This is a genomic window from Roseibium sp. AWQ4_290 (assembly GCF_056160985.1).
The window spans coordinates 147,329-167,768 of sequence record NZ_JBSWYG010000006.1 but is presented as its reverse complement, the minus strand read 5'-3'; the positions used below and the strand labels follow the sequence as shown (position 1 = coordinate 167,768).

The 20,440-nt window shown below is 59.7% G+C and carries 19 protein-coding genes; 3 read left to right on the top strand and 16 right to left on the bottom strand.

Going from position 1 to position 20,440, the window contains the following annotated elements; translation table 11 throughout:
• Window positions 1-22: 22 nt before the first annotated feature.
• From ACXAH0_RS08220 to ACXAH0_RS08180, 9 genes are all read right to left on the bottom strand, one after another.
• Window positions 23-1,354, bottom strand: coding sequence for an extracellular solute-binding protein (locus tag ACXAH0_RS08220; protein WP_475190214.1), 1,332 nt, complete (start codon window positions 1,352-1,354; stop codon window positions 23-25).
• 28 nt (window positions 1,355-1,382) lie between these two features.
• A complete protein-coding gene (locus tag ACXAH0_RS08215) occupies window positions 1,383-2,474 on the bottom strand; it encodes an ABC transporter ATP-binding protein (protein ID WP_475190211.1) in 1,092 nt (363 codons plus the stop codon).
• A 310-nt stretch (window positions 2,475-2,784) separates the two neighbouring features.
• A complete protein-coding gene (locus tag ACXAH0_RS08210; RefSeq protein ID WP_475184364.1) occupies window positions 2,785-3,780 on the bottom strand; it encodes a LacI family DNA-binding transcriptional regulator in 996 nt (331 codons plus the stop codon).
• 210 nt (window positions 3,781-3,990) lie between these two features.
• Entirely contained in the window at window positions 3,991-5,130 is a 1,140-nt protein-coding gene (locus tag ACXAH0_RS08205) for a substrate-binding domain-containing protein (RefSeq protein WP_475184367.1), read from the bottom strand.
• A gap of 38 nt (window positions 5,131-5,168) precedes the next feature.
• Entirely contained in the window at window positions 5,169-6,305 is a 1,137-nt protein-coding gene (locus tag ACXAH0_RS08200; RefSeq protein ID WP_475190210.1) for an ABC transporter permease, read from the bottom strand.
• A gap of 9 nt (window positions 6,306-6,314) precedes the next feature.
• Entirely contained in the window at window positions 6,315-7,073 is a 759-nt protein-coding gene (locus tag ACXAH0_RS08195) for an ATP-binding cassette domain-containing protein (RefSeq protein ID WP_475184374.1), read from the bottom strand.
• Between the two features lie 150 nt (window positions 7,074-7,223).
• Window positions 7,224-8,273 carry a substrate-binding domain-containing protein gene (locus ACXAH0_RS08190; RefSeq protein ID WP_475184377.1) on the bottom strand — a complete coding sequence of 350 codons (1,050 nt, stop codon included), beginning with the start codon at window positions 8,271-8,273 and terminating at the stop codon, window positions 7,224-7,226.
• 20 nt (window positions 8,274-8,293) lie between these two features.
• Window positions 8,294-9,316 (bottom strand): ABC transporter permease, encoded by a 1,023-nt coding sequence (locus ACXAH0_RS08185; RefSeq protein WP_475184379.1) that lies wholly within the window; start codon window positions 9,314-9,316, stop codon window positions 8,294-8,296.
• Between the two features lie 10 nt (window positions 9,317-9,326).
• Entirely contained in the window at window positions 9,327-10,835 is a 1,509-nt protein-coding gene (locus ACXAH0_RS08180) for a sugar ABC transporter ATP-binding protein (protein ID WP_475184384.1), read from the bottom strand.
• A 143-nt stretch (window positions 10,836-10,978) separates the two neighbouring features.
• Between ACXAH0_RS08180 and ACXAH0_RS08175 the strand changes: the two genes are divergently transcribed.
• Window positions 10,979-11,995 (top strand): LacI family DNA-binding transcriptional regulator, encoded by a 1,017-nt coding sequence (locus ACXAH0_RS08175; protein WP_475184388.1) that lies wholly within the window; start codon window positions 10,979-10,981, stop codon window positions 11,993-11,995.
• A 183-nt stretch (window positions 11,996-12,178) separates the two neighbouring features.
• Here the strand turns inward: ACXAH0_RS08175 and ACXAH0_RS08170 are convergent, their stop codons facing one another.
• The 5 genes from ACXAH0_RS08170 to ACXAH0_RS08150 form a co-directional block, all read right to left on the bottom strand.
• Entirely contained in the window at window positions 12,179-13,195 is a 1,017-nt protein-coding gene (locus tag ACXAH0_RS08170) for a LacI family DNA-binding transcriptional regulator (protein WP_475190208.1), read from the bottom strand.
• A 157-nt stretch (window positions 13,196-13,352) separates the two neighbouring features.
• Window positions 13,353-13,691: a hypothetical protein gene (locus ACXAH0_RS08165; RefSeq protein ID WP_475184393.1), complete on the bottom strand. Its 339-nt coding sequence runs from the start codon at window positions 13,689-13,691 to the stop codon at window positions 13,353-13,355.
• Window positions 13,688-14,575 (bottom strand): NAD(P)-dependent oxidoreductase, encoded by an 888-nt coding sequence (locus tag ACXAH0_RS08160; RefSeq protein ID WP_475190205.1) that lies wholly within the window; start codon window positions 14,573-14,575, stop codon window positions 13,688-13,690. The genes ACXAH0_RS08165 and ACXAH0_RS08160 overlap by 4 nt, the downstream gene beginning before the upstream one ends.
• Window positions 14,572-15,054 (bottom strand): gluconokinase, encoded by a 483-nt coding sequence (locus ACXAH0_RS08155; protein ID WP_475184445.1) that lies wholly within the window; start codon window positions 15,052-15,054, stop codon window positions 14,572-14,574. The genes ACXAH0_RS08160 and ACXAH0_RS08155 overlap by 4 nt, the downstream gene beginning before the upstream one ends.
• Window positions 15,055-15,071: 17 nt before the next feature.
• A complete protein-coding gene (locus ACXAH0_RS08150) occupies window positions 15,072-15,839 on the bottom strand; it encodes an SDR family oxidoreductase (RefSeq protein WP_475190204.1) in 768 nt (255 codons plus the stop codon).
• Window positions 15,840-15,923: 84 nt separating this feature from the next.
• On the opposite strand from ACXAH0_RS08150, the gene ACXAH0_RS08145 reads away from it, so the two are divergent.
• Both ACXAH0_RS08145 and ACXAH0_RS08140 read left to right on the top strand, forming a co-directional pair.
• Window positions 15,924-16,871 carry a 2-hydroxyacid dehydrogenase gene (locus tag ACXAH0_RS08145; RefSeq protein WP_475190202.1) on the top strand — a complete coding sequence of 316 codons (948 nt, stop codon included), beginning with the start codon at window positions 15,924-15,926 and terminating at the stop codon, window positions 16,869-16,871.
• A gap of 8 nt (window positions 16,872-16,879) precedes the next feature.
• Complete coding sequence (locus tag ACXAH0_RS08140) at window positions 16,880-17,911, top strand: L-idonate 5-dehydrogenase (RefSeq protein WP_475190200.1); 1,032 nt, start codon at window positions 16,880-16,882, stop codon at window positions 17,909-17,911.
• Window positions 17,912-18,218: 307 nt separating this feature from the next.
• Here the strand turns inward: ACXAH0_RS08140 and ACXAH0_RS08135 are convergent, their stop codons facing one another.
• Window positions 18,219-19,229: a DUF7638 domain-containing protein gene (locus tag ACXAH0_RS08135; RefSeq protein WP_475190199.1), complete on the bottom strand. Its 1,011-nt coding sequence runs from the start codon at window positions 19,227-19,229 to the stop codon at window positions 18,219-18,221.
• A 661-nt stretch (window positions 19,230-19,890) separates the two neighbouring features.
• Window positions 19,891-20,307, bottom strand: coding sequence for a GlcG/HbpS family heme-binding protein (locus ACXAH0_RS08130; RefSeq protein ID WP_475190196.1), 417 nt, complete (start codon window positions 20,305-20,307; stop codon window positions 19,891-19,893).
• Between the last annotated feature and the right edge of the window lie 133 nt (window positions 20,308-20,440).

Here is a 20,440-nt window from a genome sequence, read left to right as displayed (position 1 = left end):
GCTGCGGGGCAAGGGTGTTGGATTACTGGGTCCAGGTGTAGTACCCGGCCTCATCCATGAGGTCTTTGGTGCGCTCTGCAACGCCGTCCAGCGATTCCTGCACCGGAGCGTCTTCCACGATGATCTTGGACAACGTCGTGCCGAGATCCGCGTTGATCTTGCCCCAGACCGGAATGATCGGGCGCCAGTCCGGGTCAGCGTTTTTCAGAGCCTCACCGAAGGTCGCCATATGCGGGAACTTCTCGTTCACATCCGCATCCGCGTGGGTGGAGTATCTGGACGGGTTGCCACCCGCCAGGGCTATGAGCTTGTCCGCCTTCTTGGAGGTCAGCCACTGCATCAGCAGGAAGGCTGCATCCTTGTTCTGGGCGTTTTTCGGAATCGCGATGCCGAAGCCGCCGGTCTGCGAGCCGGCCCGGACACCGACCGGGTGCGGAGCCCAGTCAACCAGTCCGACAACCTTGGACTTCTCAGGATTGTTGACCTGGCCAGCAAACACCGTGGAATCCAGGAACATGGCAGAATTGCCTTGCAGGAACGAGGCACCGGCTTCGGCAAAGCCAAAGGTCTTGGCGCCTTCGGCCCCGCAATCAACAATCTTCTTCAGGGCTTCGGCTGCCTTGACACCGGCTTCATTGTTGACAATCGGCTGCCACTCATCATCGAAGATCCGTCCGCCGAGCGGTGCAAGATGCAACAGGAAGGCATGGCTGGCATGGTGGCCGGAGGCCGCACGCGAGGCAAGACCGCCCATGCCCGGCTCCAGTTCCGGGATCTTGCAGGCAAGGTCCAGAAGCTCGTCATAGGTTTCGGGGACCTTGAGACCATGCTTTTCAAATATGTCTTTTCGATAGCCGAGAATGGAGGTCTCGGACCCGAACGGCAGGCCGAACAGAGACCCGGTCGGCCCCGGAAGGTAGCCCTTCTTGCCGCCTGCAACGCCGATATTGGCCACATAGCCATCAATCAGGTCTTCAGCGTCGTAATTGGGATCTGCCAGTTTCGGGTTCATGAAAAAGCGGGCCAGGTTTTCCAGCTGGTCTGCATAGACATAATCCGCCTTGGAGAAGACCACATAGGCGATCAGGTCATAGTCGCCGCGGTTCTTGGTCAGCTCAAGGGTCTGACGCTCCCGCATCTTCAGGTACTGAAGCTGGTCAACTTCCACCTTGATACCGGTTTCCTTGGTGAATTCCGGCAGAACTTTCATGACCGCATCAAAATGCGGGTGGGCCGGGAAGTTCACGACCAAGGTTTCCCCGGCATGCTCCTCATAAGGATTTGCCAGAGCGGCAGTCGCCCCGAGCGCAAGACCCGCGACAGCACAGACCGTCGTTTTCAAATACTGCAGCATGTATTCCTCCCTCACAGACAAGAGGCCATCACCTGATGGCGTCCTCGGTTTCGCGGTCGAACATGTGAATCCCCTCCCTGTTGACCGCAAATCGCAATGTTTCGCCCAAGGCAATGGGCGTCTCGGATTTCAACTCGACCTCAACCTTCTCGCCACCGCAGTCACACAGGAGCACGGACTGGGCCCCGATATATTCAGAGACGATCACCTTCAGATCGATGGACTCGTGCTCACCGGCACCCGGCTGGTAAGTCAGGTCAGACGGGCGGATGCCAAGGATCACAGAGTTGGAACCAGCAGCTGACAGGGCCGCCTTCTTGTCCTCCGGCAGCGCCAGATCAAAACCGTTGCCACAGACAAAAGGCTGGTCGCCGCGGTGCTGGATGTCCGCATGAAGAAAGTTCATGGGCGGCGAGCCCAGGAACCCGGCCACGAATTTGTTGGTGGGCCGCTTGAACAATTCCTCTGGAGTGCCCTGCTGCTGGATGAAACCGCCATTCATGACCACGATCCGGTCGCCCAGGGTCATGGCCTCGATCTGGTCATGGGTCACGTAAATCATATTCTTGCGCACCTTCTGGCGCATCAGCGCCAGTTCGGCCCGCATCTGACCGCGCAATTTGGCATCCAGGTTCGAAAGAGGCTCGTCAAACAGGAACGTGCCCGCATCCCGGGTAAGTGCCCTGCCCATGGCCACGCGCTGGCGCTGACCGCCCGACAACTCGCCGGGCTTTCTGTGCAGCAGACCGGTCAGACCGAGCATTTCGGCGACTTCCTGAACCTTTTGATCGATTTCCGCACGGGGCCGGCGCTGCAAACGCAGAGCAAACGACATATTCCTGGCCACATTCATATGCGGATAGAGTGCATAATCCTGAAACACCATGGCCAGGTCTCTGGCTTTCGGCTCCAGAGCACTGACCGCGCAGTCACCAATGAAGATTTCCCCATCGCTCACCGTTTCAAGACCCGCAATCATGCGCAGCGTCGTTGACTTGCCGCACCCGGACGGTCCGACGAGCACGGTGAACTCGTTTTCTTCCATATCGAGATTGATTCCGTGAAGGACCTCGACATCGCCGTAGCGCTTGACGAGGTTCTCAAGTCGGATACACGGCATTTTTCCTCCCAAGGCGCCATATCCGGCGCAAAGCCCTGTTGTTACCGGTCACATTATCACGAATGTTACCGGTAACAAGTGAAAAGTTCTCATTGCTTCAAAATTTAATGATTCATGATGAATACATCTGACGGGAAGATTCCCAAAACCTCACGCAAAAGATGTATCAAGACAAAAAGGCACATTATTTCAGAGGATCTTTGCCTGCTTGTGCGCCAAGTATCCTTGGAACCGCAGGAACTCGGCCAGCTCCCCTGCTGCGTCCAGTGTTGCGCAATACACTGATTGCGCCAGCTTCACCTGAAAGCCATCAGCAGCTTTGCCGGAATTCGCTTTCCGCCGGAACATGGACATGCTGCGCCGGACCTGGCGTCTTTGCGCCGGCAAGCAGGATGTCCTTCAGCAGCCTCCCGGCTTCCCTGCCGATGCGTACCGGATCCACAACCACCGTCGACAGGCTCGGCGTTGCAAAGCGCGACACTTCAAAATTGCCAAACCCGGTCAGCGCGATGTCTTGCGGGATACGCAGCCCCCCCGCCAGAAACCGGCTCTGCGCCCCAAAGGCAGCAAGGTCCGACACGCAGAAAACGCAATCGGTATCGGGAAACCGCTCAAGAAGCTGACCTGCTGCCTCAACCCCGGCATCAATCGTCATGGGCGGCACGCCGGACCGGATCATGCGGTGGGCGGACAGGCCTGCCGCAGTCATGGCCTCCACGAACCCCTTGCGCCGCTCCGCACCACGGGTCCAGTCATCCTGTTCTTCCCCCAAAAAGGCAATCCGGCTGTACCCCTTGCCGATCAGTTCCAGGGTCATGGTTCTGGCGGCCTCGAAGTTGGAAAAACCGACTGTGTGCTCAATCGGCTCCTTGGGGGTCTCCCAGATTTCAATCACCGGGACCGCAACGTCCCGCAACAGTTGAAGCGTGCGTTCCGTATGACCGTCATAGGACAGAACGATTGCCTCCGGGCGGCGGCGGAGCATCGTCTCGATGATCTGCTCTTCGCGCTCCGCCGAATAGTCCGTATGACCGAGCAAGATCTGAAGACCGATATGCTCCAGCTCCTCTGTCAGGGCCTGGACGGTCAGCGCAAAGTGGAGGTTGTTGAGAGACGGCAAAAGGGTGGCCACAAAGCCGGATTTCTTGGTCGTCAGGCTGCCGGCCATCTGGTCAGGCACATAGTTCATCTGCCGGACGATTTTCAGGATGTGGTCGCGGGTTTCCGGCGACACAGGGCTGTCCTTGCGCAGAGCACGGGACACTGTCATGCGCGACACGCCGGCGGCTCTGGCAACATCGCGCATTGTGACTTGCCCCTGCTTGATATCGCTCTTTGACAAATCCGGCCTCATGCGAACAGTGAAAAATGTTCAAAGACACTGGGGGCGGCAGCCCCTAAAAATCAAGTCCCGATCATGCTGCGCCGCCACCGGCAGGGATCCTGCCGGTGGCGGTCTGACTGAAAAACAGCAGCGGATGGAGGTGGATGCCGGCCACCCCTGCCGTTCTGAAACTCAGCGGTTCAGCGCTCCAATGCCGGAGAACCGGAACGCTTCCTGCTGCAGAGCATCCAGCTCTTCGGCACTCATCTGGTCATGGGCAACGGTGATCCGGCCCAGGAAGACGAGCGGCAACTCGGCGGCCCGCTCTTCAAGATCCGCCCGGATCGCCTCGGCCGTCGCCGCACCGACATCATCGCCCATCCGCATAGGCGTAGCGTCCAGCTCACCCCGGCGGATGGCATCCAGCTCAAGGCCGGTGCCGCCCCAGCCGGTGGAGAAGATCTCCTTTTCCTTGCCGACGGCGACCTGGGCCTCGACGCTGCCCATGGCCATAGCGGTGTTGGCATTGTGGATGATGGTTGCTTCCGGATAGGCTTGCAGGATCAGGCTGGTGCCTTCATAGCCCCCTTCCTGCTGATACTCGCCATAGTGCTCATAGGCCACTTTCCAGCCGCCCTTTTCCATGACGCAATCCTTGAAGTCACCGGAGCGCTGATTGTCCGTGATACCCGGAATGCCCCGGTTCATTGCCATCGTGACGTCAGTGCCGAGCCGGTCCAGCATATAGTCGCACATGACCAGCGCACCGGCAGCAGAGGAGAAGTCGAACCAGACATCAGGCTGGTTTTTCAGGTCCTTCAAAGGCGTGTGAAAGGCCCAGACATAGGTCCTGAAATCATCATTGCCGGCCAGCTTGTCGATATTGTCCGCCTGGATGGCTAACTCCGAAGGGCCGAAGATCACGTAGTCGTAGATGTCGCCGTCCTGCAGCACCTGGTTGGCGTAGGTGGATTGCAGCGAGTGTTCGATCTGACGGCTGGCGAATTCAGTGGTGTTGTATTTGATGCCAAGCTGATCCAGCCGCTTGGTGAGGGCCAGATAGTTGCGGGCCCAGAAGTCGGACGTATCCGCCGACGGGTATATCAGTGCGATTTCGACAGGCTTGTCCTGCTTGCCGGAGAACGGCACCGCGTCCGCCCCGACGACTGCCTGCAGCGCTTCAAGCTTGCCTTCAGCGTTCACTTCATCCGGCACCCAATGGTCCCGCTCGGCAATGCCCGGCAGCTCCTTGAGCGGCAGCTTGTCCTGTGCGATGGCGGCCGTGCCGCTCATCAGCAGAATGCATAGTGTGGATTTGAGCAGATGTTTCATCATGTCCTCCCTGTTGATGAAAGCAGTGAGTGCGGACCTTAACCGCTGGCCACGGGTGTGCCGGAGGTCAATGCCCCCACGAGCAGCAGACATCCGAGAATGGCTGCCAGTCCGCCCGAAAAGCGGACAAGCCGGAGACTTTCCGGCGTCGTGAGACCGGCCAGAAGGCCCTTGGCCCCGTCCCGGTCTTTTTTCTGCAGCCAGGTGTAGAGCGCGACGGATGAAACTATCACCGCGCCCGAGGCAACTGACTGCCAGAAAAACTCGATGCGCAACGTCACAAGGGCGTTGATCATCATCGACAGCAAAAGAACACCGGCAAAGGAGCCGAGCATCGATGCGCGCCCGCCGAAGAGAGACGTTCCCCCGACCACAACGGCGGCAATCACATGCAGATTGAAATAGGGGGCGGAGGTCGCCTGGATCGCGTTCAGCTTGCCGGTCAGCATGACCCCGGCCAGGGCCGCCGACGCTCCCATGAGCACATAGGCGTAGATCTTGTAGCGGTCGACAGCAACACCGGTCATTTCCGCAGCTTCCGGGTTGGAGCCGATCGCCACCGTGTAGCGGCCGAAATAGGTCTTTTTCAAAAGCCAGTACCCGATCACCATGGTGGCAATGCCAAGCACGACCGGAACCGGGATAAACCCGGGGATCTGTCCGCGGCCGATTTCCGTCAGAAGATCTGGAAAACGTGCCAGCACCAGCCCCTTGGCGATGACAAGCGCAAATCCCCGGTAGACCAGATCCATAGCCAGCGTGCCGATAAGATCCGGCACCTTGAATTTGGTGATCACGAGCCCGTTGATCAGACCGAACAGCGCTCCGATGACAAGCGCTACCAGGATCGCGACGGGCGCAGAAAAGCCGTACTGCTTGATCAGAAAGGCCATGATGATGCTGGTCAGGGCCGCCATCGAGCCGATGGACAGGTCAATGCCGCGCTGGGTGATGACAAAGGTCATGGCCATCGCCATGGGCATGTAGAGCGCCGCATCCAGCAAAATAAGATTGAGGTTGGACAGGCGGAAATACCGCGCCGGTTCCGCAACCCCCATGAACATCAGCACGGCCAGGATCATGACCATGGGGCCAATGATCGCGAGGAACGGTTCCAGACGGTCGGAGAAAGTGACCGGACCGGCCGGTTGAGTGGACTGTTCTGCCGTTGTCATTGGTTCCTCCTAGGCCGCTTCTTCCGCGCCCACGATCAGGGCGAGAACGTCTTTGGGGGTTGACTGGGCGACGTCGACAACCCCGGCGCAACGGCCCCGGCGCTGGACATGAACCCTGTCGGCGACTTCAAAAACATCGTCGAGCGAATGGGAGATCAGGATTACGGCAAGCCCCTGCTCTTTCAGAGCCTTGATCAACTTGAGTGTGCGGGCGGTTTCCTGGGGGCCGAGCGCCGCGGTCGGCTCATCCATGACGAGCACGCGCAGGCCCTCGTGATAGACGGCCCTGGCAATGGCAACCGCCTGCCGCTGCCCGCCCGACAGGCTGGACGTAGGCACATCGAGCGAGCGGAGCCGGACGCCCAGCCGTTCGAACAGGACACGCTCCGTCTCGCTGCGCATCCGCTTGTTGTCCAGCATGGTGATACCCAGGAACGACCAGGTCAGCTCATTGCCCAGAAACATGTTGGCGGACGGGTCAAGGTGATCTGCAAGGGCCAGTGTCTGGTAGACCGCATCAATGCCTTCAGCGATGGCATCGGAATGGCTGTTCATGACCAGCTTGGCGCCATCGATGAACATGTCGCCTTCCGACGGCTGATAGACGCCGGTCAGGATCTTGATCAGGGTGGATTTGCCCGCCCCGTTGTCCCCGACAATAGCAAGAACCTCGCCCTCATAGGCATCGAGATTGACATTCGATAAGGCGGTGACGCCCCCGAACCGCTTGGTAATGTTGCGCATTTGCACAAACGGTGCTTTCGACATGACCGTTTTCCTCATCCTCCTGGCATTTGCCGGTGAGCCAGATACAGCTTCCCCGTTCGCGGCAACGCCCCGTCCCGTTGGATTTTTTGTGCTTTGATTGTCGGCGGGCCGCTGGCGGCTGCAGCCAGCGGCCCGCCTTACACTCCGGCCTTATTTGCCCCAGATGGCGGAGTAAGCTTCCCGGTACGGCGTGTCCGGATCGAAGAAGTTGCTGTCGCCCATCTTCTCAAGTCCCGCCTTGGTGACAAGGGCCGGTGACGTGATGTAGCCGGAGCAGGCTTCGCCCTGCACCGCGCGGTTCAGCTCGTCGACAAGCTGCCATCCCTGGAGATTGAGCGGCTCGGCCACGGTGATGGCCTGATAGCCGCCGGTCCGGATCCGCTGGAAAGCGGCTTCCGAGCCATCGCCTGCAGAGCCCGCCTGGGGTCCGTCTTCCGGAGAGATACCAGCAGAGGCAAGAGCCGGACCCATGAAGTCGAAATAAAGATCGTTGATCGCCAGCGCATGGGTCCAGCTGTCACCGAATTTCTGCAACAGGCTTGTGGTCAGAGGCCCCATGCGGGTGGAGGTGTCGGCAATCGGTGTGTCCACATATTCCAGCACCTTGCCACCGCCAGCTTCAACGGTTTCCTTGATCCGGTCGGCCTTGTCGATGGCGATCTGATAGGTGGAATCGGTGAAGATCACGACCCCGATATCCGATCCGCCATCCTCCAGCGCCCATTTGGCCGCCACTTCGGACACGGTCATGGCATCGGTCGATACATTGACAAAGATACCGCCCGGCGCATCACAGCCGATTTTCGGGCCGGAGTGCCAAGCCACCATGGGGATCTTGGCCGCCGTCACACCTTCCAGGGAAGCCTGCTGCTCGACCGCGTCAAACCCGTTGATGACGATCCCGTCCGGCTGCAGTGCCAGGGCCTGGCCGATTGCTGCCGTGCGGCCCTGGATCGACCCAGCGCCGTCCAGAACGCGCACCTCCCAGCCGATCTTCTGGGCCGCTTCCTCAACCCCGTTGGTCACACCCAGAATCCCGCCATTTTTCAGATCGGCAGCGACCACGACAATGGTCTTGCCATCTGCGGCGGCCGGACCGGTGGTCGGTCCGTCCCAAGGCGTTTCCGCCAGGGCCGGAACCGTCAGGCCAGCCAGCATCGTTGTTGCCAGAACCGTTTTCAAAAAGTCACGTTTGTGCATAGTTTCCTCCCATTGCAACATTACTTCTTCACCGCGCCCTTGCGGCGCTGTGCATACCCGGCGATGCCGATTGCGATCAGCAGCGTGACCCCGTTGAACAGGGGCTCGACCCAGAAGGAGCCGCCGAATTGCTGAATGCCGGAAATGCCCACGGCCAGAATGGCAACACCGACAATGGTGCCCCAGACATTGACCCGTCCCGGCTTGATGGTGGTTGACCCGAGAAATGCCCCGACCAGGGCCGGCAGCAGAAATTCAAGCCCGACACTGGCCTGGCCAATCCGCAGCTTGGAGGCCAGGAGCACCCCGGCCAGCGCCGTCATGGTGCCGGAGGCCATAAATGCCCCGATCACGTATTTACGTGTGGGAATGCCGTTCAGCTGGGCCGCCCGCTGGTTCGCGCCAATGGCATAAAGATAGCGGCCGACCGGCGTGTATTCGAGCAGCAGCCACATGCAGACCGTGATCGCGATCAGATAATACCCGGTTATCGGCAGACCGAAGACAAAGGTCGTGCTCAGGTCGTAAAAGCCTTCCGGCAGCACACCGACCATCTGGCGGCCGCCCGTGTGCCACAACGCTATGGCGTAAAGAACCGTGCCGGTGCCAAGCGTGGCAATGAAGCTGTCGATGCGGGCCACTTCCACCAGCAGCCCGTTGAAAAAGCCGCTCATGGCGCCGAGCAGCAGCACGATCATGACTGCCATCGGCCAGGGCAGCCCCAGCATGGTCTGCAGGCTGATCGCCAGAATGTGCCAAAGCACGATGCCATAGCCCACGGTCAGGTCGATCCGGCCCGCCGCCATGGGGATCATGGCCCCCAGGGACAGCAAGGCGATGATCGCCTTGTCGGAAATGATCGCGCGCAGGTTCAAGAGTGTCGGAAACGTCGTCGGCAGCAGGATCGAAAACAGCAGGATCAAGATCAGTGTCAGGATCACCAGCCCGTAGACCGGCAGAAACCGAAGGAGTTTGGCGCGCGCGGACAGGCCGTCCAATTCCGATTTTGTGGGTTCAAGCGCGTTGGATTCAAGTGATTGCATTCTCAGTTCCTCAAGCGGCTGCGACGTTACTGGCCGACGCGGCCTGAATCAGATTTTCCGTCGATAATTTTGTACCCGACAATTCCCCGACAATCCGTCCCTGGCTGAAGACGATCGCCCGGTGGCAGATGGTGGCGACTTCTTCAAAATCCGTCGACACAAGCAGGATACCGACCCCTTCCAGAAGGGCCTTGTTCAAAAGCGCGTAGATTTCCGCCTTGGCGCCCACATCGACCCCGGCGGTCGGATCTTCGCAGATCAGCAGCTTTCTCTTCGTCGCCAGCCAGCGGGCAATCACCACCTTTTGCTGGTTGCCGCCGGACAAAGCCTCAATGGCCAGGGTCTGGTCGTTCGGGCTGAGGGCAACATTGCGCCCGATTTCTTCGGCCTGTCTGGTTTCCGCCTCCGGCGACAGAACCGAAAACAAGCCCCGGCCAGTGGCGGCCGGATTGAGAAAGGTGTTTTCCCGGATGGTCAGCGGCAAGGCAACAGATTCTTCCGTTCTATCGCGCGCGACCAACCCGATACCGCAATCCAGAGCGGTTTTCGGTGTGCGCAGGTCCGGAGCCCCAACAGCGGCCAGATCGACCGAGCCTGAATGGGGCTCCAGACCATAAAGGGCGCGCGCGATTTCCTCGTGCCCAGCCCCGCGCAACCCGACAAGCCCGACCAGCTCATTCCGGTGCAAGGTGAAATCGACAGGCCCCGCATTGCCCGTCTTCAGCTCCTTGACCGAGAGAACTGGCTTCCCTCGGGGCTCGTCGAGTTTGCTCACCTGCCGGGTCTTGCGCCCGACAATCATATGAACAAGCTCTTCTGCGGTGGTGTGCTGGATTGCCCGCACCCCCACAAGCTCGCCGTCCCGGAGCACGGCCACCCGGTCCGCAATCTGAAAGATCTCGTCCAGCCGGTGGGACACATAGATCATGCCGACACCCCGCTCGCGCAGGGGCCTCAAGGCCTCGAACAAGCGCGACACCTCATCGGCCGGCAGTGAGGCTGTCGGCTCATCGAGAACCAGAAAGTCACACTCGACCGCCAACGCCCGTGCAATCGCCACAAGCGATTTTTCCGTGCGCGACAGATCCTGCACCCGTGTCGAGGGCGAAAAGTCGCAGCCCACCCGGGCCAAAGCCTCTTCGGCCAAACTGTCGGCGTCGCCCCAGTTGATCAGTCCGAATTTCTTGGAAAACCCCAGCGCAAGCGCCATGTTTTCGGCCACGGTCATCCACTCGATCATGCCCAGGTCCTGGTGGATGAAAGCTACCGATTGCCGCTGGCCAAAACCGCCCGGCCGATGCTCGTAAGGGGTGCCGTCGATTAGCACCTGCCCGGCATCCGGTTTGTGAATGCCCCCCAGGATCTTGATCAAAGTCGATTTGCCAGCGCCGTTCTCCCCAAGAAGGGCAACAATCTCACCGCGGTCAATCGCAAGCGAGACGTCGCGCACGGCATAAGTGCCGCCGAAATGCTTTTGGATCCCGTCAAAGAAAAGACGGTTCTTAATACTGCCTGGCACAATTTTCCTCCCAATCGTTACCTTTTCCCGGGCCAGCCTTCCCAAGACTGGACGATAGGTTACCGGTAACGTAGTTTTATCATCCGCCTGACACATATCGGAGTCAACCCAAAAAGTTATCGATAACGTTTCCAGAAGGAATTTTGAAAATAGATAATAAAAACAAATCGATAAGCCTATCTGAGGTCGCCAGGGCCGCCGGTGTGTCAAAAATGACGGCCAGCCGGGTCCTGCGCGGGGACGGCGGCTATTCGGAAAAGACCCGCCAGAAGGTGATGGCGGAGGTGGACCGGCTGGGCTACCTGCCCAACCGCATCGCGACAGTTTTTGGCGGTGACAAGCGCACCACATTTGTTGGCGTCAGCATTCCCGATCTGGGCAATGAAGTCTTCTCCCATGTGCTGGAAGGGATCGACCGCAAGCTGGCCGGATTCAATCACCAGACCGTTCTGGGCATGACCCAGCATGCGCTGGAAGAGGAAGAAAACTGGATCGAGACGGTGCTGTCCTGGCAGCCGGCCGGGCTGATCGTAACCGGGCGGGCGCACACCCCGCGCGCGCTGCAGCTGCTTCGAAGCGCTGCCATTCCCCTGGTGGAAATCTGGGATCTGAATTCCAGCCCCGTCGACATGTGCGTGGGTCTCAACCATTTCGACAGCGGTTATGACATGGGCCGGTTCCTGCTCTCCAGAGGCTATAAGCGGGTTGGGTATGTGGGCACATCCCGCAACACCGCCAATGCGGCCGCTGCCCGGCTGAGCGGATTTTCCAAGGCGGTGTCAGATGGCGGCGGCAAGCTGACCAAACAGCTCTGCCTCAATGACATTCCAGGCTTTTACCCAGGGTTTTACGGCACTGAACAGCTGCTCTCCGCAGAACCGGGTGTGGAGGCCATCTTTTTTCAGAACGACAATATGGCGGTGGGGGCCGTGCAGTTCTGCCAGGCCCAGGGCATTTCCATTCCAGGAGACCTTGGCATTGCAGGCTGGGGGGAGCTGCCGATTGCCTCCGTCCTGCCCTACCGGCTGACAACGGTGGCCGTGAACCACCTGCGCATCGGCCAACTGGCGGCGGAGAACCTGCTGCTGCGGATTGCCGGGGTCACGGCTCAGCCCGTGAACGATGTGGGCTTTACGCTGGTGCCCGGCGACACTGTATAGCAGGATCTCTAGTCACCCTGATCTGCAGTTCGTCTCATGTTCCAGCGAGTTCAGAACGAACTTCACACTCATGAGGGTGACGGGAAAGCCTATCTTTCTAGTGTGGTTTTCGGAATTGGAATACGCTACGGCGCGCGCTGCACAGATGAGGTGTATTTCAATTCAACCACACGAGAGCGCCCTTCAGGCACTGGACCCGCCCGGGCTGAGATCAGGGGCGACGACGATCCGCTCGGCCGCCACGCTATTCCCGCCCTCCCCGCGCAACAGATGGCGGATGAGAATGCCGGTCCTGCGGCCAATCTCGGCCGGATGCGGATCGACAGTCGTCAGCGTCGGCACACAGATGGACGAAATATCATAGGCCCCGAACCCGGCAATCGCGATGTCTTCGGGCACCTTGACCCCCTTGCGCATGCATTCGGTCAAGGCTCCGAACGCGGACAGGTCGGAAACACAGATCACCGCCTGCGTATCTGGATGACCTTCGAGCAGCCGGGCCATGGCGTCCGCCCCTTCGCGCATGGAGATCGGCGGCTCTCCGGCCCCGATCAGCCGCCCGGCCGGCAGGCCCTGTTCTTGCATGGCGCTGACAAAACCCCGGCGCCGGTCGGAGCCACGGGTGTCCCCATCCGTATCCCCGCCGATAAAGGCGATGCGCGTGCGCCCGGTCTCAACCAGATGGCTAACCAGAGACCGCATAGTCTGGGCATTGGAAAACCCGACCACATGCCCGATGGGCTCTTCCGGCAGGTCCCAGGTCTCGACCACCGGGATCTGCGCCCGTTCCAGAAGCTGGCGGGTCTTGGGCGTATGCCGCCCTCCGGTGAGCACAATCGCTTCCGGGCGGCGCTTTAGAAACTGTTCGACAATCTCTTCTTCTTCGTGAATGTCGTAATTGCTATAGCCCAGAAGAACCTGGAGATCCCCTTCCTTGAGTTCTTCAGACAGGGCCCCGACCGTATCGGCGAAGTTGGCATTGTTCAGCGAAGGAATGGCAACTGCGACGAACCCGGTCCGCTGGGAACGGAAGGTGGCTGCGTTGCTGTCAAAGACATATCCCAGCGCATCAGCGATCGCCAGAATCCGCTTGCGGGTCTCTTCCCCCACAGACGCATGCTGCTTGAAGGCCCGGCTGACCGTCATGACGGAGACCCCCGCCTCCTGGGCCACATCCTTCATGGTTACGGCGCGCTGCATTCTGTCTCCGTTCACTTGCCCTTGTCTTCCCCTGCTCCGGGACGGACCAGCCCCTTACCGGTCAGACATAGTCACTTCAGCGCCAAGGCTGCAAATGTCTGACCGGTTGAGACACCGCTCAAACACGGATTTCGGCCCGGCGGCTGCCAGTCCCAGCTCAGGCGCCTGATTTATATTCGCCGGCTTCCGTCACATGGTGGTGGATATGACCATCGAAAAACTCCGCAACAATCTCTCCGGTCACATCCCGCGACCGGGTCCGGGCGTCGCTGACCAGTGCCCCGTCCATCGCGGCCCGGTCCGGATAGGTTATGGCCAGGATCAGGGGAAATTCCGGCGCGCCTTCGTCCCGCTCCTCGCCAAACATGACCCGGACATCGCTGTTGCCGGGAAACTGGCGCCAGAGCGGCACCAGCCGGTCGGTGACAGCTGCACGGAACGCCTCCGTGCGGCCGGGTTTGATGCTGCCTTCAAACAGGGCAAAACGGGTAATCATTTGAACTGCTCCTTGTCCGGTCCCTTGAAAAATTCCATCAGTGCCGCCTGGTCCTCGCCGCCAAGACCGGCTGCCGTCAGCATCCGGTGGACCTCGGCACAGAGCGCGGTCAGGGGCATGGAGGTGTTGCTGCGGCGGGCAAGGTCCAGCGCGCCGTTCAGATCCTTGACCATATTGTCGATCCGGCCGGTGCGCCGGTAATCGCGCGCGACAAAGCGGGGCATATATTCCTGAAGCAAGGCGCTGTCCGCCCTCCCGCCTTTGAGGGCAACCGGGATCTTGGCCGCGTCAACTCCCGCATCCAGCGCCAGCTGGGCGGCTTCCGCCACCGCCAGAAATCCGAGCCCGCACAGAACCTGGTTGATCAGCTTGGTGGTCTGCCCGGCGCCCGCCGGTCCCATATGGGTGTAGTTGGCACTCACATGTTTGAGCACTTTGTGGGCATCAGCCACGTCCTGCGGGGCGCCGCCGGCCATCAACGTCAGCTCCCCTGTCAGGGCCTTCGGGGCTCCACCGGAGAGCGGGCTGTCCACCCACCGAAGGTCCGCCTCAGCCGCCCGTTCGGCGAGCCCCCGTGTTGCGTCCGGATCAATGGACGACATGTCGATGATCAAGGTTCCCGGCCGTGCGCCCTCCGCAACACCGCCGGATCCGAAAACCGCTGCTTCGACGATTTTCGGGGAATTCAAGCTGGTAATCACCGCATCCGACTGCCGCGCGGCCTCAGCCGCACTGGGCGCCGCAACAGCGCCCTTGGCCACCAGCACGGCGACCTTGTCCGGATCCAGGTCAAACACACAGAGCCGGTTGCCGGTTTCCAGCAAGCGGGTGCCGATGGCCCCGCCCATGGCACCAGCCCCGATCAGGGCGACATTTTCACTCATTTCGGCTCCTTTCCGAGCGCTGTCAGAAACTGCGCGACAATCTGGCCGGGCGGTTGATCAATTGAGGCTTTAACCGACCTCTCGTCGGCCGCCGGGGGCTCCAGAGTCGCCAACTGGCTGTCCAGAAGGGCCACCGGCATGAAATGGCCGGTGCGGTGCTGCATCCGCCCGCTCAGCACCTCGCGCGTGCCTTCCAGAAAGAGAAAGGTCACGGGGCGGCCCGCCTTTTCGGAAATCCGCTCCCGGTACACACGCTTGAGGGCAGAGCAGGCAATCACGGTCGGTTCGGTTGCCGCTGCAAAACGGCCGCCGATCCGGTCCAGCCAGGGCGCCCGGTCCGTGTCGTCCAGCGGCTCACCCCGGCTCATCTTCGCGATGTTTTCTTCCGGATGCAGCGAATCCCCGTCGAAGAACGCCGCCCCGATGGCCAGTGAGAACCGTTTGCCGATCTCGCTCTTGCCACAGCCGGACACCCCCATCATCACATAAGCGTCCGTCACAGCGACACCGAGATGCCGCCGTCCACAAAGACCGTGGTTCCATTCACGAAGGACGACGCCTCAGAAGACAGGAAGATGCAGGTGCCAACCAGTTCCTCAACCTTGCCCCAACGGCCTGCCGGGGTCCGTTTTTCAAGCCATGCGCTGAACTCCGGATCATTGACCAGCGCCGCATTGAGCGGCGTGTCGAAATATCCGGGCGCCAGGCCGTTGCATTGCAGGCCGTGTTTGGCCCAGTCAGTGGCCATGCCCTTGGTCAGGTTGGCGACCGCCCCCTTGGTCATGGTGTAGGGGGCAATGCCGGGACGGGCCAGGGCGGTCTGAACGGAACAGATATTGACGATCTTGCCGCGCCCGCGCCCGATCATGTGCCGGGCCACCGCCTGGCCCACATGAAAGACCGAGGCAATATTCGTCTGCAGCAGGCGCTCAAACGCGTCGGCCGGAAAGTCCTCCAGCGGCGTGCGGTGCTGCATGCCCGCATTGTTGACCAGAATATCGATCGCCCCGGTGCCATCTTCAAACCGGTCCACGGCTGCCCGGGCCGCCGCATGATCGGTCACATCAAAGCCGAGTTCATACACCGTGTGGCCCTCGGCCCGCAGGCTTTCGGCTGCCGCCCGCAGTTTGGCCCCGTCCCGCCCGTTCAACACAATTTCCGCACCGGCTTGGGCAAGGCCGCGTGCAAGGGCAAATCCGATCCCCTGGGAGGACCCGGTGATCAAGGCCCGTTTGCCGGACAGGTCGAACAAGGCGAGGCTCATTTTCATTCCTTCACTGCGAAACAATTGACATGGTGATTTGTTATGTTATCGATAACATAACTTGTCAAGCCGAGAGCAAACAAAATGAGCAAAGCTGATATTCTCCAGGTTGGCCCTTATCCCGAGTGGGACCAGGGCCCGCTGGACCAAGCCTTCACCATGCACAAATATTTCGAAGCCGGCGACCGCGCTGCCTTTCTGCAGTCGGTGGGGCCAAGCATTCGCGGGATCGCAACCCGGGGTGAATTGGGGGCGGACCGGGCCATGATCGACGCCTGCCCCAACCTGGAAATCATCTCCGTCTATGGGGTCGGCTTCGACGCAGTTGATCTGGACGCCTGCCGGGAAAAGGGCATCCGCGTGACCAACACACCGGATGTCCTAACCAATGATGTGGCAGATCTGGGCGTCGCCATGATGCTGGTCCAGTCCCGCGGCATGATTGGCGCGGAAAGCTGGGTGCGCAATGGCAGCTGGCAGGAAAAGGGCCTTTATCCGCTCAAATCCAGGGTCTGGGGCAAACGGGCCGGTGTGCTGGGCCTTGGCCGGATCGGATTTGAAGTGGCCAAGCGTCTGGCCGGTTTCGATCTGGAAATCTCCTATTCGGATGTGGCCGCGAAAGACTATGCAAGGGACTGGCGCTTCGTGGCCGATCCGGTGGCGCTGGCAAAAGACTCCGATTTTCTGTTCGTCACTCTGGCCGCGTCCGCGAAGACCCGCCATATCGTCAACAGGCAGGTGATTGAGGCACTCGGCCCTGAGGGCATGATCATCAATATCAGCCGCGCCTCCAATATCGACGAGGACGCCCTTCTGGACGCCCTGGAGGACGGGCGGCTCGGATCGGCAGCGCTCGATGTGTTTGAAGGCGAACCCGCACTCAACCCGCGCTTTTTAAAGCTGGACAATGTGCTGCTGCAGCCCCACCACGCGTCCGGCACCTTTGAAACCAGAAAGGCCATGGGCCAGCTGGTCCGCGACAATCTGACGGCCCATTTTGCAGGCGAGGCCCTGCCCACCCCGGTCTTGTGAGGCACTCCATGAAATCCATCGTCATCTACGCAGCCAGGGACCTGCGCATCGAGGAGCGCGAAGCTGCGCAGCCCGGTCCCGGCGAGGTTCAGATCGCCCTGGCCTCCGGCGGTATCTGCGGATCCGATCTGCATTATTTCAACCATGGCGGCTTTGGCACCGTGCGCCTGAAGGAGCCCATGATCCTGGGCCATGAGGTCTCCGGCCATATCACCGCCCTTGGCGAAGGCGTTTCCGGTCTGACGCCTGGCCAGCTGGTCGCCGTCTCCCCCTCCCGCCCCTGTGGCACGTGCCGCTACTGCCGTGAGGGCCGGTTCAACCAGTGCCTCAACATGCGGTTTTACGGCAGCGCCATGCCATTTCCGCATATTCAGGGTGCCTTCCGGCAGGTGCTGGTGGCCGAAGCGGCCCAATGTGCGCCCGCAGATGGGTTAACCTCCGGCGAAGCGGCCATGGCCGAACCCCTGTCGGTCTGCCTGCATGCCACCCGGCACGCAGGGCCGATGATGGGAAAATCGGTTCTGGTGACCGGCTGCGGCCCGATCGGCATCTTGAGCATTCTGGCCGCCCGGCGCGCAGGGGCCGACCTGATCGTCGCAACGGACCTGAGCGGCTACACGCTGCAAAAGGCCAAGGAAGCCGGGGCCGATCTGACCCTCAACATGTCGCAGACCCCGGACGCGCTTGAGCGCTTTTTCGCCGACAAAGGCACGTTTGACATTCTCTATGAATGTTCCGGCGCGGCCCCTGCCCTGTCCGCCGGGATCATGGCGCTGCAGCCCGGAGGCACCATTCTCCAGCTCGGCCTGGGCGGTGACATGACCTTGCCGATGATGGCCATCACGGCCAAGGAACTGGTCCTGAAAGGCTCGTTCCGGTTCCACGAGGAATTTTTCACCGCCGTCAGCCTGATGCAAAAGGGGTTGATCGACGTCAAGCCGTTCATCACCCAGACCTTTGCGCTGGAGGACGCCGTCACTGCCTTTGAAACAGCCGGCGACCGCAACCAGGCCGTCAAGGCCCAGATCGCCTTCGCCTAGATCAAGTCGCGGTTCATCGCATTTGCCTTTTGCTACCGGACATTAGAAATGCCAGTGCAAAAGACAAAGCGGTTTAACACCTGATGAACCCGACCTGCTCATATAAAAGCACCGGAGAGACCATTGGCCTCTCCAGTGCATTCAGGGTCGAGTCCGGTGGGGGGAGGCAGACTCGTACGATAACGAATGCAGCCATTCGTTTGAGCTGCAGCAAAGATCCGGAAAGAGCCCGAACTGTGCGTCAGGTACGGTGCAGCGAATGGCTGATCTTCGCATTTCTCTTATTTTGGTTTCTGACGTTTGCTCGTCAGGAATCTTTGATTTTCGGGACTTGGATTGATGGTAGATCGTGGCCTTCCGCTTTTGCCAAGGCGTAGTGAGACCAGTTTTCGATCTCTCGCTCGCCATAAAGTGCAATGCGGATCGGTATGTCCTTGCTATCCATGTTCCCACAGTATCGACGCATATGTTCAGGTACGGACTCATAGGCTGTGCGTAGTTCTTCTAGCGTTTCCGTTGTGGCGTTTTCCTGAAACGCTTTGAATGCAGCTACAGTGCGGCTAACTGGTGTCTCTCTGCCAAGTAGACAATCTCGTTCGATCTCCAACTCTGACAGAAAGTCATCTTTGGGGATCGTGAATTCGATAGCGGCGAGCTCAAACGTGCATAGGCCAGAAATTTGAATTTGGTCCCCTTTGCGTGCGGAGGTGAGGCGTTCATCTTCACGCAGTGCGCCGAAAGACATAACCACTTCCTCCCCAGCTCCTGTTATTTGAACTTGATCGTCATCAAACAACGACACCGTCACAACATGGATTTTTCCGTTTGTTCGCCAAAAGGCCTTTTGTGAAACGCCTTTGATGGGTTGAGAAATGAGAGGAATCCGCGAATTTTCTCGCCATGTTGCGTCACTCATGCGATTGACCTTCATGACACCGATTTTTCCTGAACGGTCTGTGTCATCCCCAGCCATGTCGTAGAGGTTGATCATTTTTGGATTCAGAGCCTTGGTGATCGACTTAACGCGATTGGTCAGTGTTCGCGGTGTCATCGACCATTGAGCATTGGCGACTGTCATATTTGCTAGATGGTGGGCCGATAAAACCGCGCCGTCTGGCAGAGATGTTTTCACCCAACCACTTGAAACCTTCTTCTTGAATAGCTTCAGATCAACGCCCCCCCAACAATCAACGATTCCGTCCTCGTAAACACCAATGTCGGCTAGGTAATACGATCCGTTGTGAATGATCGCAGGGAAAGAAACACCCTTTATGGTTCGCGTAGCGCTTCTCAGGGGCAAATCGCTTAGTACTGTCAATTTACGTTCCAGACTGGTTATGATGCGTTGTTGGTGAGCACAATAATGGCTTGGGCCACCCTCGGACAACCCATCGGGATCCCTACTAAGCAAGGCCAACAGGCTTTGCGTAGCTCAGTTGTACATGAAAGCGCTCTAAACAGTGGACATTGACCCAATGACAGGTTTGTCCGCATTGTGTGCGTTCATGCGCCCTGCAGCGAATGGCTGGTGTCCGTTTGTGGCACCCGTTCTGAGGATTTCATCGGTCCAGCTATGAGATACGCTTGAGCGGCAGATTTTTTGCTGTTTTCAGACGTCAGTGTAACTGAACCCTGAACGAGCCCCTTGTGGACACTTATACCAACCTCAATAGATAGAAACCCATCTGATGGCGCTGGTCCGGATTGGCCGGCAAGGCGCGTTGCGCAGGACGGCCTGGTTGGCCGTTCAAGCGGCGCAACGCAGTCCGGCGGGCCGGAGCAGGCCACCGAGGCCGTGTTTGAGGACTGTTCAGCTGCGTCCCAGGTTTTGAACGATAAACCATATCGCCCTGCAACCTGCTCCTTGCCGAACAGTCTCCAAACACGGTCAGATCGGTTCCTATCTAGTGAGGTTGGTATTCCGTACGATCCTGATCCCTACCGGAGCGGACCCCATTTACACTTTCGGCCTCAAAGCCTCAAACATCTGCACCGACCGCTTTCAACGCAGCCTGTGCCACCTCGATATCCTGCTCCCCCGAGCCGGAGCCGATGCCGATGCCGCCCAGATGGCAGCCGCCGAGGGAAATAGGCAACCCGCCGGGCAGGCCTGTAACCTTGCCATCCGTCGCCAGCCCGATAAAGGGGCGCACCGCTTCCGGAATATTTGTGCTTGGGGCGGCAATGGAAGCAGCGGTCAGCGCCTTTGCAAGCGCACTCTTGCGGCTGAGAAACTTGGCGCCGGTCATGCGGATTTCGGCCAGCACCTCCCCGCTCGTATCAACGATCACAATGCATTGCGGCTGGCCAAGCTCTTCGGCGCGCGAAATGGCCGCCGCCAGCATGACCATGGCCGCATGGTGCGTCAGTACTTTTGTGTCCTTGGTATAGTCCATTTATCTCTCCCCCGGTTCAGGTCTGCCGGTCTGTCCAGCTTTTCGCAGCTGTCCTTCAAAGTCTTGACGGCCCGGGCCCATCGCTGATGACTCCTGCCAGAAAAGACCCAAATCACTCAATCAAAAAATCCTC